The sequence below is a fragment of the Streptomyces roseoverticillatus genome, assembly GCF_000719265.1.
GTDB classification, from domain to species: domain Bacteria; phylum Actinomycetota; class Actinomycetes; order Streptomycetales; family Streptomycetaceae; genus Streptomyces; species Streptomyces roseoverticillatus.
Window position 1 is genome coordinate 237,629 of record NZ_JOFL01000008.1, and the last position, 12,522, is coordinate 250,150.

The 12,522-nt window shown below is 74.7% G+C and carries 10 protein-coding genes; 7 read left to right on the plus strand and 3 right to left on the minus strand.

Going from position 1 to position 12,522, the window contains the following annotated elements:
• Positions 1-5 precede the first annotated feature (5 nt).
• Positions 6-2,876 (plus strand): M4 family metallopeptidase, encoded by a 2,871-nt coding sequence (locus IF61_RS0112040; protein WP_052392641.1) that lies wholly within the window; start codon positions 6-8, stop codon positions 2,874-2,876.
• Positions 2,877-2,966: 90 nt separating this feature from the next.
• On the opposite strand, the gene IF61_RS0112045 is transcribed toward IF61_RS0112040, so the two are convergent.
• Positions 2,967-3,842, minus strand: a complete 876-nt coding sequence (locus IF61_RS0112045; protein ID WP_052392642.1) for a lysozyme — start codon at positions 3,840-3,842, stop codon at positions 2,967-2,969.
• 289 nt (positions 3,843-4,131) lie between these two features.
• Here IF61_RS0112045 and IF61_RS0112050 point away from each other — a divergent pair, with 289 nt between their 5' ends.
• Complete coding sequence (locus IF61_RS0112050) at positions 4,132-4,563, plus strand: MarR family winged helix-turn-helix transcriptional regulator (protein ID WP_030366319.1); 432 nt, start codon at positions 4,132-4,134, stop codon at positions 4,561-4,563.
• A 39-nt stretch (positions 4,564-4,602) separates the two neighbouring features.
• On the opposite strand, the gene IF61_RS0112055 is transcribed toward IF61_RS0112050, so the two are convergent.
• The gene (locus IF61_RS0112055) at positions 4,603-5,367 is read right to left on the minus strand and encodes a protein phosphatase 2C domain-containing protein (protein ID WP_030366320.1); all 765 of its coding nucleotides are present in this window, start codon (positions 5,365-5,367) and stop codon (positions 4,603-4,605) included.
• Between the two features lie 302 nt (positions 5,368-5,669).
• Between IF61_RS0112055 and IF61_RS0112060 the strand changes: the two genes are divergently transcribed.
• From IF61_RS0112060 to IF61_RS0112080, 5 genes are all read left to right on the plus strand, one after another.
• Positions 5,670-8,237, plus strand: coding sequence for a sensor histidine kinase (locus tag IF61_RS0112060; protein WP_052392643.1), 2,568 nt, complete (start codon positions 5,670-5,672; stop codon positions 8,235-8,237).
• Positions 8,234-8,743, plus strand: coding sequence for a roadblock/LC7 domain-containing protein (locus IF61_RS0112065; RefSeq protein ID WP_052392644.1), 510 nt, complete (start codon positions 8,234-8,236; stop codon positions 8,741-8,743). Before IF61_RS0112060 ends, IF61_RS0112065 begins: the two co-directional genes overlap by 4 nt.
• The gene (locus tag IF61_RS0112070) at positions 8,740-9,129 is read left to right on the plus strand and encodes a DUF742 domain-containing protein (RefSeq protein WP_030366323.1); all 390 of its coding nucleotides are present in this window, start codon (positions 8,740-8,742) and stop codon (positions 9,127-9,129) included. Before IF61_RS0112065 ends, IF61_RS0112070 begins: the two co-directional genes overlap by 4 nt.
• Before the next feature lie 130 nt (positions 9,130-9,259).
• Entirely contained in the window at positions 9,260-9,868 is a 609-nt protein-coding gene (locus IF61_RS0112075) for a GTP-binding protein (protein WP_030366324.1), read from the plus strand.
• A gap of 10 nt (positions 9,869-9,878) precedes the next feature.
• Positions 9,879-11,138 carry a styrene monooxygenase/indole monooxygenase family protein gene (locus IF61_RS0112080; RefSeq protein WP_030366325.1) on the plus strand — a complete coding sequence of 420 codons (1,260 nt, stop codon included), beginning with the start codon at positions 9,879-9,881 and terminating at the stop codon, positions 11,136-11,138.
• 28 nt (positions 11,139-11,166) lie between these two features.
• Here IF61_RS0112080 and IF61_RS0112085 read toward each other — a convergent pair whose 3' ends face one another.
• A complete protein-coding gene (locus IF61_RS0112085; protein WP_030366326.1) occupies positions 11,167-12,312 on the minus strand; it encodes a C40 family peptidase in 1,146 nt (381 codons plus the stop codon).
• Positions 12,313-12,522 lie beyond the last annotated feature (210 nt).

A 12,522-nucleotide genomic window follows, 5' to 3' on the forward strand; every position in this document is an offset into this window, starting at 1 on the left:
TGCGCATGACCGACGCACGTTCACGCAGAGCAGGAAGAGCGACCAGCAAAAACGGAATACCCGGCGCGGCGGCACTGATCAGTGCCGCCGCGCTTCTCGTTACGGCAGCCCCCGCCCACGCGGCGGGAGGCGGCGGCAACGACGGCCCGGCGGAGGTGATCCCGGGCAAGGGCACCTCCACCCCGGCCCTGGTCGACGGCATCCGCGAGGCCGCCGCGTCCTCCGGCAGTGCCGCCGACGCCGCCCGCGGCCACCTCGCCGGCAAGCGCGGCCGCTACCACATCGCCGAGCCGGCCCGGGACCTGAAGCCCGTGCAGAGCTTGCGTTCGGGCGCGTCCGAGACGGTACGGCTGCAGCAGAAGCACCAGGGCGTCGACGTCCTGGGCGGCCAGTACGTCGTCCGGATGGAGCACAAGAACGGCAAGCGCGTCGTCACCGGCACGTCCGGCAAGTACTTCACCGGCCTGAAGGCGGACACCCGGGCCGAGGTGAGCGAGAAGCTCGCCGTCGAGCGGGCCGTCGCCGCGACGCTGCACGACCTCGCCGGCAAGCGGCTCGCGAAGGGCGACGCCGCCCGCACGAAGGGCGCCACGCCCTCCGCCCGGTCCCTGACCGGCACCGCGCGCGGCCTCGTCGTCGTCCCCAAGGGCCCCGGCGTCCTCACCCACCACGTCACCGTCCGCGGCACCGACCCGGCCACCGGGCACCCCGTGCTGCGCGAGGTCTACGTCGACGCCAAGGCCGGCTACCCGGTGCTGCAGTACAGCGGCATCAAGACCTTCGGCACGGACCCGGGAGCGGGGGCCGCAGCGTTGCGGGAGCGCGCCCGCGCCGCCGCCACCGGCACCTCCGAGGCCGCCGCCCGCGCGGCCGCCGGCCCGCTCAGCCCGGGCGTCGCCGGCTCCGGCGTCAAGTACGACGGGACGACCGTCGAGCTCGGCCTGGTCAAGGACACCGCCCGCAACGAGTACGTCATGACGGACTACGCGCGGATGTGGGACTCCAGCAAGAACCCGGTCACCACCTGGGACGCGCGCGGCAAGGAGGTCAGCGAGGTCGAGGGGCGCTGGCCCGACGGCATCAAGGAGTTCGGCTCGCCGACGCCCTCCTTCGGCAAGGACGCCACGGAGGCCGGGGCCGTCGACGCCCACTGGGCCGCGGGCAAGGTCTACGACTACTACAAGAAGGTCCACGGCCGCGACAGCCTGGACGGCCGCGGCATGGCCATCAACTCCCTCGTCGGCGTGACCGAGTTCGGCGGTTCGTACGTCAACGCCTTCTGGGACGGCACCAAGATGGTGTACGGCGGCGGCGACGAGGACTACAAGACGCTCTCCGCCGACCTCGACGTCGTCGGCCACGAGATGACCCACGGCGTCGTCGAGCACACCGCCAACCTGGTCTACGCGGGCCAGTCCGGCGCCCTCAACGAGGCCCTCGCCGACTACTTCGGCAACGCCATCGCCGTCGACGCCGCCGGCATGGCCATGGACGACCCGGACGCCGGCCTGCTCGGCGGCAACCTCTGCCGGTCGAAGACCCCGCGGCAGTGCGCCTTCCGCGACCTCAACGACGGCCACACCACGTCCAAGAACTTCCTCGGCGTCGGCTTCGGCACCGACAACGGCGGCGTGCACCTCAACTCCACCATCTTCTCCGGCGCCTTGTGGGACATCCGCGAGGACGTGGGCCGCACCCTTGCCGACAAGATCGTCTACAAGGCGCTGGCGGAGTACATGACGCCCCTCGACGGCTTCACCGAGGGCCGCGACGCGGTCATCGCCGCCGCCAGGGCGCTCGGCGTCTCCGCCAAGGACCTGAACTCCGTCCAGCGCTCCTTCAACGCCCACGGCGTCGTGGCCAACTGGGAGCAGGCCCTCGGCGTCGACACCGACCTGCTCTCCGCCAAGCTCAACACCGCCGGCACGGAGGCGGGCGCGGGCGGCGGCTGGTGGACCGCCTCCCGCTCGAACGACGACGGCTCCGAGGCGTACTCCGTCTGGGCCGGCCGCGTGGACGGCAGCGGCGCCCCGAAGCTGATCAGCCCCAACGACGGCCGTTACCACGTCAGCCCGGCCACCGACGGCAAGACCGTCGCCTGGGTCGCCTACGGGAAGACCGGCACGGACGTCCTCTCCCGGCCGCTGGCGGGCGGCCCGGTCAAGAAGCTGTACGGGACGGACTCGGCCACGGTGTACAACGTGCGCGTCGAGGGCGGCACGGTCGTCTTCGACACGGGCGACGTCCTCGGCGGCCGCCACGTCGGATACGTCCGCGCCGGCGACAAGCAGCCCACCTGGGTGGACGGCGGCCGCGCCGAGCTGGCGACGGCCCTCCCGTCGCTGAACGGCGGCAGGATCGCGTACGCCACGGTCTACCCCGAGGGCGACGACTACCGCGTCGGCACCGAGGTGCTGGACCTCGCCACCGGCAAGAAGACCCCGATGGGGCAGCTCGGCAAGCCCGAGAACATCGGCCAGACCGGCATCAACGCGACCGGTGTCTTCTGGCTCGTGGACGAGACGTCGGACGACAAGGGCCAGGTGGCCGTGCGGCGCGCCAAGCCCGACGGCACCGGCGTCGCCGACCTCAGCCCGGAGAAGGGTGCCGGAGCGCTCCGCGCCTCCGAGCTGACCGCCTCCGAGAGCGCGGTGACCGTCACCGACGCGCAGCCGGACGCGACGGGTTACAACGAGTCGCTGCCCAAGCTGTGGCAGTTCGCGGCCGACGGCTCCTCCCGGGCGCGCGTCTCCTGCAACCGCGGCGAGCAGTCCTCCCCGGCCGCGGCCGGCGGCAAGCAGGTGGTGTGGATCGACGGCACCACCGGCTCGACCGACCTGGTCACCCGCACCCGCCCGGCGGGCACCTGCGGCTGATCGCTGACCTGACGGACGGCAGATGACAGAACCGGGCCCCCGGCGCCGATGTGCCGGGGGCCCGGTGTTCTTCTCGTGGGGGTCGGTGCCTCACCCGTGGGCGAGGGCCTGGAGGCGGCTGTACGCGCCGTTGAAGCGGTTGTGGTCACCGACCACCGGGCCGGTGTCGGTGTACTGCCAGAAGGTGTAGTAGCCCCAGCCCGCCGGGAGTTCCCCCGCGGAGGAGCCGTACCGGGGCACCCACAGGGGATGGGTCGCCGCGAAGCCGCCGTAGTTGCCGGTGCACTGCTTCCACCAGCCGGTCGACGTGTAGATCGCGGCGTCGCGCCCCGTGCGGGCCTTGTACGTGGCGAAGAAGTCCGCGATCCAGCGGACGAGTGCGCTCGCGCTCATCCCGTAGCAGGTCGGGCCGTACGGGTTGTACTCCATGTCCAGAACGCCGGGCAGCGTCCTGCCGTCCTGGGACCAGCCGCCGCCGTGCGTGGCGAAGTACGCGGCCTGCGCGGCGCCGCCGGAGTTGTCGGGCAGGGCGAAGTGGTACGCGCCGCGGATCATGCCCGCGCCGTAGGAGCCGTTGTACTGCTGCGCGAAGGAGGGGTTGGTGTAGCTGGTGCCCTCGGTCGCCTTGACGTAGGCGAAGCGGTTGCCGCTGTTCCAGAGGGACGACCAGGAGACATTGCCGTTGTGGCTGGAGACGTCGACGCCTTCGACCGAGGCGAGCCGGGGTGGGGGAGGGGTGCCGGGGCCGGGGCGCTCGTGGTCCCGCAGCGTGGAGCCGAGCCAGTCCCGCTCCGGGTGGGCGGGCCGTTTCGCGTCGTGCGCGGCGGCCGGCGGGGCGAGGAGCAGGCAGAGGGTGGACAGCAGGGAGGCGAGGAGGAGGGAGAGGGCGGCCAGTGGGGAGGGGGCGCGTAACGCCGTGGGGGATCTGCGGCCCGTGCGGCCGGATCTGTGTCTGAACGTGACCATGGCGTGCCTTCCGGAAGGGTGCGTGGGGGGAGTACCAATGACGCGCCGACGGCGCGGAGACATTGGTATGGCCATGTCATAAATGACGTTATGGCGGCGGACGCGCCAGGCATAGGGGGACGCGGTGCTGCCGTTGGTCTAATCCTGCGAAATACTGGCGGAGCTGCGGTGAAGACCGCGAACGGGAAAAACTTTCAACAACCGGAAAGCCGGAGAGGGCCCTGACGTGCACCAGACGACTACCCCGCCTCCCGAGGAGGGCGGGCCGGGCGCCGCGCAGAGCAGAGGTATGGACCAGGCGTACCTCTCCCTGGAACGGGAGCTGGCGGTCTTCCTGCGCCGGGCCCGGGCGTCGTCCGGTGAGATGGCGCGCGAGGTCCACCCCGAGCTGGAGGCCGCCGCCTACGGCCTCCTCGTCCGGCTGGAGGACGCGGGGGCGCAGCGCGCCACCGACCTCGCGGCGTACTTCGGGGTCGGCAAGGCCACGATGAGCCGCCAGCTGCGCGCGCTGGCCGAGCTCGGCCTCGTCACCCGCGAGCCGGACCCGGCCGACGGCCGGGCGTCCCTGATCCGCATCACGGAGGAGGGCCGCGCCCGCTTCACGCGCGTGCGCGACGCCCGGCGCGCGCAGTACGTACGCAAACTGGCGGACTGGGACCGGGGCGAAGTGGCGGAGCTGGCCCGCCTGCTGCGCCAGCTGAACACGAGCGCGGAGCAGTAGGACGGCGATTGAGGACCGGGGTCCGGGGCGGAGCCCCGGTCACAGCTCCACGTACACGGCCGCGGCATCGTCGTGCCGCTTTCCGAGCCGCGCGGCGCGCGCAGTGCCCTCCGCGGCCCGTACGCGGTCGATGAGCGCCTGGGGGCCCTCCTTGGAGAGGACGGCCAGACAGTCCGCCCAGCTCCCCTCCCGGAAGACCTCCACCCACCGCGCCGCGCCGTCCGTGAGCGCGGCCAGCGCCCGCACCTCCGCCCGCGCGAACGAACCGGTCACGGCCCGCCCGGCCACGTCCGGGTCCGCCGCGGCCGTGAAGAAGCCGCCCTCCGCGTTGCGCGCGGCGTCCGTGACCGGCCCCAGGGCCCGCAGCCGTTCGATGCGGTCGTCCAGGACGGCCGTCACCGCACCGCCCGGCGACGCGACGAGCAGCGCGGAGTCGGACAGCACCAGGTACTCCACGCGTACGTCGTCCCACCGCGCCACGACCGCCGTGGCCTGCGGTGTGCGCCGGTGACCGAGGTCGCACGTGCCCCGATGGGCATCCGCCGTACGGGAGATGGCCCCTGACAGGCAGCGGGCCAGGCTCAGCTCCCTCTCTGAGACTGCCAGTTCGAGCAGCGCGCCGCCCAACCGCGCGGTGAACCAGGGCACTCCGTGCGCGCATCCGGTCTCCCCGGAGGGCGGCGGCGTCACCCCGTCGAGCAGCACCAGCGCACCGCCCTTACCGGAGGCCGGCAGGGCGACGGACACGAAGTCCTCGTTCGGGTGTCGGACATCCCCCGGCTGGGTGGCGAGTTCGATGCGCATGGGGCCAGTGTGCCGGATGCCGGAATTCGACGGTGGCACGTGCGCATCCTGTCGGCGCCGTCAGCGTTGCTTCAGGTGACGTGCTGACCTGGCACGTGTGCGATGAGTGAAGCAGGCCGATTGTCAATCAGTAAGGGATGTTCACTCCTTCGAGTGGCCGGGCGGTCGATGGACACCCCCGCCCCTCAGAGGTGCTGAAAGGGTCAAATCAGTACCAGGGGTGGGACGAGAGAAGATTGTGAGCACCGGTGCGGAAGAAGCGGCTTGGGGGCGGCGGCGGACGGAAGCCGCGGGCCACGGCGGTGCCGGAGCGCACCGCCCGCGTACGTAACCGACTGACCGTCTCCGTCGCGGTCATCACCCTCGCCGTGCTCGGCGCGAGCACCTTCGGCGTCCGCGAGGCCTGGCGGGACCTCACCGAGGCCCGCCGCCTGGCCGCCCTGGCGAGCGCCGACGCCTCGGCCCTCGCCCTCGCGCACTCACTGGCCGACGAGCGCGACGCCATGGTCCAGTACGTGGCGGGCGGCCGCGCCGACTCCACCGGCGCCGGCCTCTCCGACCGCCAACGCCTCGCCGTGGACCGGCAGATCGAGGAGTTCCGGCCCGGCGCCCCGCCGGCCGTCCGCGAGCTCCTCGGCACCCTCCCGGACATCCGTCGCGAGGCCCACTCCGGCAAGGGCGACGCCCTCGCCGCCTACAACGCCTACACCCCCGCCGTGCGGGCCCTCCGCGGCCTCGCCGACACCCTCGACCGGCGCACCGGCGGCGACTCCGCCGCCCTGCCGCCCCTCGCCCGCGCCACCGAGGCGGCCTCCGCGAGCCGCGGCCTGCTCCTGGCCGCCCTCGCCGCCCAGGGCCGCAAGCCCGAGCTGGCCGCGGCGGCCCAGCGCGCCGACGCCCGCACGCAGGACGCCCTGGCCGACTTCGCCCGGCTCGCGCCCCCCGCCGCCCGCGACGCCTACGCCGAGGCCGTCACCGGCCCCGAGGTCGCCGAGGCCCAGCGCCTCCTCGACCGGCTCACCCGCTCCCCGTCGTCCGCCGAGCTCGCCGGACAGTCCGCCGAGCCCGTCCGCACCGCCCTCACCACCCGCCTCCAGCGCATGCGGGGCGCCGAGGACGCCCTCGCCGAGGCCGAGGCGCCCCGCCTGGAGGCCGTGCGCCACGAGGCCATGACTGAGCTGGAGCGGCGCGTCATGGCCGCCGGGCTGTGCCTGTTCACCGCCCTCTTCACCGGCATCTGGTCCGCCCGCTCGGTCACCCGGCCGCTCGCCTCCGTACGGACCGGCACGCGCCGCGTGAGCGCCGACCCCGTCACCGAGGAGCCCATCGTCTTCAAGGGCCGCGACGACGAGTTCGCCGAGACCGCCCGGGCCGTCAACCACCTCCAGGGCAAGTTCCGGCGCCAGCAGGGCCGCATCGCCGCCCTCGAAGGCGAGCGCACCCGCCTCATCGCCGCCCGCCAGGACGCCGCCGACGAACGCGACTCCCTGCGCGCCGAACAGCACCGGCTCACCGAGCGCCTCGCCGCCCTCCCCGCCGAGCACCCCGGCGGCGACGCCCGCGAGCTCGGCATCCTCGTCGGCCTGTCGCTGCGCACCCTCGGCCTGGTCGAGCGCCAACTGGCCGTCATCGAGGGCATGGAGGCCCACGAGGCCGACCCCGAGCGCCTCGACACCCTCTTCAAGCTCGACCACCTCGCCACCCGGATGCGCCGCAACAGCGAGAATCTCCTGGTGCTCGCCGGAGCCGAGAGCGGCACCGGCCGCGCCGGGCCCGTACCGCTGCTCGACGTCCTGCGGGCCGCCTCCGGCGAGATCGAGCGCTACCAGCGGGTGCGCATCCAGTCCCTGCCGCCGCACGCCCGCCTCGCCGGCTTCGCCTCCGAGGACGTCAGCCACCTCGTGGCCGAACTGCTGGAGAACGCCACGGCGTTCTCCCCGCCCGACGCCCAGGTCCAGGTCTCCGCGTGGCACCTGGAGGGCGGCGAGATCGTGCTCTGCGTCCAGGACGAGGGCATCGGCATGGCCTCCGAGCGGCTCGCCGAGGCCAACGCCCTGCTGGCCGACCCCGCCCCCGCCGGGCCCCCGCCCACCGCCCCCGACCACGCCGGCCGGGCCGGCGGCTCGGGCCGTACGGGACAGTCGTCGCTCGGCCTCGGCCTGTACGTCGTCGCCCGGCTCGCCGCCCGGCACGGGATCCGCGTCCAGCTGCGCGAGCAGGCGACCGGCGGGGTCGCCGCCGTCGTGGTCCTGCCCGTGGGCCTGCTGCCCGCCGGGCCGCCCGCCGTCACCGGCCTCGGAGACACCCCGCCCGTCCCCGGCGCCGCGGCCGTCCCCCAGGTCCACCTCCCCGGCTCCATCGCCGAGGCCAACTCCCACACGCTGCGCGGCCGCCCCCAGCACACGCACCGGGCGCCCGGGGCCCACGCGGCCCGCCCCGCCCACGCCCAGGTGCCGCCGCCCGTCCACCCGGCCGACCCGCCGGCCGCGCCCGTCCCGGCCCCCGCCGAAGCCGACGCGACGATGCGGTTCACCGCCTTCAGGGAAGCGGACGCACCCCCCGCCCCCGCCTCTACGGGGCGCCACGCCCGCCCGCCCGCGCCCGCCGACGGCGCGGCCCCCGGCGCCGGGCTGCCCAACGGCACGGCGCTGCCCAAGCGCACCCCCAAGGCCGTGGCCCAGCGGCCCGTCCCCCAACGCGTGCGCCAGGGCGTCGACGCCGAGGCGCTGCGCCGCAAGCTCGCCGGCTTCCAGCGCGGCGCCGCCGACGGACGGCGCGACGCCCAGGCCGAGCTGGCCGGGCTCGACACACAACGGAACCAAGCGGGCCCGCCGGCCGACGGCGGCACCCCCGAGGAGGCACGCGGTTGACTGCATTCCCCCGGGGGGCGACCCCCGTATCCCCCGCCGGCCCCGCCGCGTACGGGCTGAGCCACGAAGCCCGCAACCTGCACTGGCTGCTGACCAACCTCGTGGAGGAGGTGCCCGGCGTGCGGTCCGTCGCCGTCGTCTCCTCCGACGGCCTGCTCCTGCTCTCGTCCGACCCGCGCCTGGTGCACCGCGGCGAGAGACCGGAAGGGCCGCGCGGCTCCACGGCCGACCTCGCCACCATCGTCGCGGGCCTGGGCAGCCTGACGACCGGCGCCGCGTGCCTGATGGACGGCGGCTTCGTCAAGCAGACCATGGTCGCGATGGACGAGGGCAGCCTGTTCGTGATGACCGTCAGCGACGGCTCGCTGCTGGGCGTCCACGCCGAGCCCGACTGCGACATGAGCGTCGTCGCGTACCACATGGCCCTCTTCGTCGGCCGGGCCGGGCACGTCCTCACCCCCGAACTCCGCAGGGAGCTGCGGCAGTCGGTGGAGGCGGTCGGATGACGGGCACCGCCGCCGCCTGCGGCAAGCCGGCGCGCGTCCGCCCGTACTCGCTGGCCGGCGGGCGCCCCCGCCGGTGCCGGCTGCTGCTCGTCGAGACCTTCGTGGCGGCCCTCGACGCGGACGGCACCGCCCCCGGCAGCGGCCCGGGGGCGGGCCCCCACCCGCGGGTCCCGCCCGAAGGCCGCGCCATCGTGGACCTGTGCCACCGGCTGCGGTCGGTCGCCGAGATCGCCGCGCTGCTGCGCATGCCGCTCGGCGCCGTACGGGTCCTCCTCCTCGAACTGGCCGAGCAGGGCAGGGTCCGCGTCTTCGACACCGCCCACGGCACCGGCCGGCCCGACCGCGTGCTGCTCGAAAGGGTGCAAGGTGCGCTCCGCCGACTGTGAAGAAGACCCGGAACCCCGGCGCCCGGAACTGCGCGGCCCCGCCTTCGGCCCCGAGGCGGCCGCCCTGCCCGCGGTACCGGGCCGCCTGCCCGCCGGCCGCCCGGAGCCACCCGGTTCCCCGCCCCGCGCGGTGACGCTCGGCGCCGTCGCCGCCGACGACGCGCCGCGCCCCTGGCAGACCGACCGCACCCGCGCCCCCATCGCCACGAAGATCGTCGTGGCGGGCGGCTTCGGCGTCGGCAAGACCACCTTCGTCGGCTCCGTCTCGGAGATCACGCCGCTGCGCACCGAGGCCCTGATGACCGCCGCCGCGCGGGACGTCGACGACGCCACCGCCACCCCCGCCAAGCGGACGACCACCGTCGCCATGGACTTCGGGCGGCTCACCCTCGACGCCGACCTCGTCCTCTACCTCTTCGGCACCCCCGGCCAGAAACGATTCTGGTTCATGTGGGACGACCTCGTGCGCGGCGCGATCGGCGCCGTCGTGCTGGCCGACACCCGGCGCCTCGCGGAGTCCTTCCCCGCCCTCGACTACTTCGAGACCGCCGGCCTGCCGTACGTCGTGGCGGTCAACCACTTCGAGGGCGCCGACCGCCACGCCCCCGAGGCCGTCCGCGAGGCGCTCGCGCTGCCGCCGCCCGTCCCGGTGGTGACCATGGACGCCCGGAAGCGGATCACGGTCGTCGACACCCTGCTGGCCCTCGTCGGCCGGGCGCTCGACACCCTGCCCGAGTGAGGAGCGACCCGTGAGACGGATCCTCATCGCCGGGGCCGGCCAGTCCGGCCTCCAGCTGGCCCTCGGCCTCCAGTTCCACGGCTACGACGTGACGCTGATGTCCAACCGCACCTCCGAAGAGATACGTTCCGGCCGGGTGATGTCCACCCAGTGCATGTTCCCCACGGCCCTGCGCCACGAGCACGAGCTCGGCCTCGGCTTCTGGGCGGCCGCCGCGCCGCGCATCGAGGGCGTCGGCGTCTCCGTCGCCGAGCCGGGAGCCGCCGCGGGCCCGCACCGGCGCTCCGTCGACTGGCTCGGCCGGCTCGGCGGCTGCGCCCAGTCCGTGGACCAGCGGCTGAAGATGTCCGGCTGGCTGGACACCTTCGCCGAGCGCGGCGGCCGGCTGGCCGTCCACGCCGCCGCGGTCTCCGACCTGGACGCCCTCGCCGGCCACTACGACCTGGTGCTCGTCGCCACGGGCAAGGGCGAGCTCGCGGAGCTCTTCGACCGCGACCCCGCCGGCTCCCCGTACACGGTCCCGCAGCGCGCCCTGGCCGTCGCCTACGTGCACGGGCTCGGCCCGCGCCCCGAGCACCCGGACACCGAAGCGGTGCGCTGCAACCTCGTGCCCGGCGCGGGGGAGCTGTTCGTGCTGCCGACGCTCACCGTCTCCGGCCGCGCCGACGTCCTGTTCTGGGAGGCCGTGCCGGACGGGCCCCTGGACGCCTTCCAGGACCAGCCCGGCCCCGGCGAGCACCTGGCGCGGACCCTGGAGCTGATGGAGACCTACGTTCCCTGGGAGTACGCACGGGCCACCCGCGTCGAGCTCACCGACGCGCAGGCCACCCTGGCCGGCCGCTACACCCCGGCCGTGCGCGACCCCGTCGGCCGGCTGCCCTCCGGCGGGCTCGTCCTCGGGGTCGCCGACGCGGTCGTGGCCGACGACCCCGTCACCGGGCAGGGCGCCAACTCCGCCGCCAAGTGCGCCGCCGCCTACCTCGCCGCGATCGTCCGGCACGGCGAGCGGCCCTTCGACGAGGCGTGGATGCGGGCGGCGTTCGCCGGCCACTGGGTCTCGGCGCGGCACACCACCGCCTGGACCAACGCGATGCTCGCGCCGCGCCAGCCCGCGCACGTGCGGGAGCTCCTGGAAGCGGCGGGCCGGCACCAGGCCCTCGCCGATCGCATCGCCGGCGGCTTCGACGACCCGGAGGACTTCGCGGAGTACTTCTACGACGCGCGGGACGCGCAGGCGTGCGTGGCGGCCCTGGCCGGGGAGCCGGCGTGAGGCCGCCGGGTCGCCCGGCCCCGCCGGTCTACGACGGGGCCGACGCCGACCCGTAGCCCGCGTCGGAGCCGTACGCGGCGCCCTCCGGCAGCGGCGGCAGCTCGTACTTCCGCAGCGGCGCCTCGCCCGCGTCCGGGCGGACCGCCCCGAGCAGCGGGTTGGCGGCGATCGGCGAGACCTTCACGCTGCCGCCCGGCCGCGGCGCCTGCATCACCAGGCCGTTGCCGATGTAGAGCGCGACGTGCGTCGCCCCCTCGAAGTAGAGCACCAGGTCGCCCGGGCGCAGCTCGTCGAGGGCCACCCGCGGCAGGCTCTTCCACTGCTCCTGGCTCGTGCGCGGGATGACGTCGCCCGCGTGGGCCCAGGCCTGTGAGGTGAGCCCCGAGCAGTCGAAGGCGTCCGGCCCGGCCGCGCCCCACACGTACGGCTTGCCGAACTGCTCGAACGCGTAGGCGATGGCCTTGCGGCCCGCGGCGGACGGCCTGGTCGAGCCGCTCAGCCGGCCCGAGGAGAGCAGCGCGCGCTGGGCCTCGCCGATGTTCTTCTGCTCCAGGCGCTGGATGTCGGCGAGCTGGTTGCCGGTCAGCGACGCCAGCATCTTCTCGACGTCGCCGAGGCTCCGCTTGACCTTGTCGCGCTGCTGCTTCTGCTTCGCGGCCAGCACCTGCTGCTCGTTGAGGGCCTCGCGCGCCTTGACCGCCAGGTCCGAGGCGCGCTTCTCGTCCTTCGTGAGGCGGCCGACCGTGGCCGCCCGCTGGCCCGCCGCCCGCTGGATCTGGTGACCCCGGTCGAGCGCCTGCTGCGGGTCGCCGCTGAGGAGCACGGAGACGTACGGGGCGAGGGTGCCGCTCGTGCCCTGGTACTGCTCCCGGGCGAGCCGCCCGGCCGCGTCGCGGCTGCCGGTGAGGGCGACGCGGGCGGTCGCGAGCTGCTCGTTGAGCCCGTCCACCCGCTTGTGCTGCGTCTTCAGCTTCTCCTCGGTCGCGTTGTACGTCTCGGTGGCCTCCTCGGCCTTCCGGTAGAGCGTCTGGAGGCGGGTGAGCAGGGTGTGGACGGACGGCTGGTCGGGCGGGGCCGCGGGGGCGGCCGCCGCCGGGGGCGGGGGCAGTGCGAGCGACGCGGCGCCGGCCATCAGCGCCGCCGTGCAGACAGAACGCACGAACCGTCCTGACACGAGCTCACCTCCGGTGTGGGGCGTGATCGTTTTGCCCAGGGAGGATCGTGCCACGTGCGGTCCTACTTATGGGAGCGCTGTGGGCGAATCCGCCTAACCCGCTCACTCCATGGATGCCGGGCCGTCACCCGGCCGGCGGCCGGGCCGCACCCGTGTGCCCCGGATGCGGCCGGGAGGCGCCCTTGCGGCGGGCGGCGGCTTCCCGGCGGC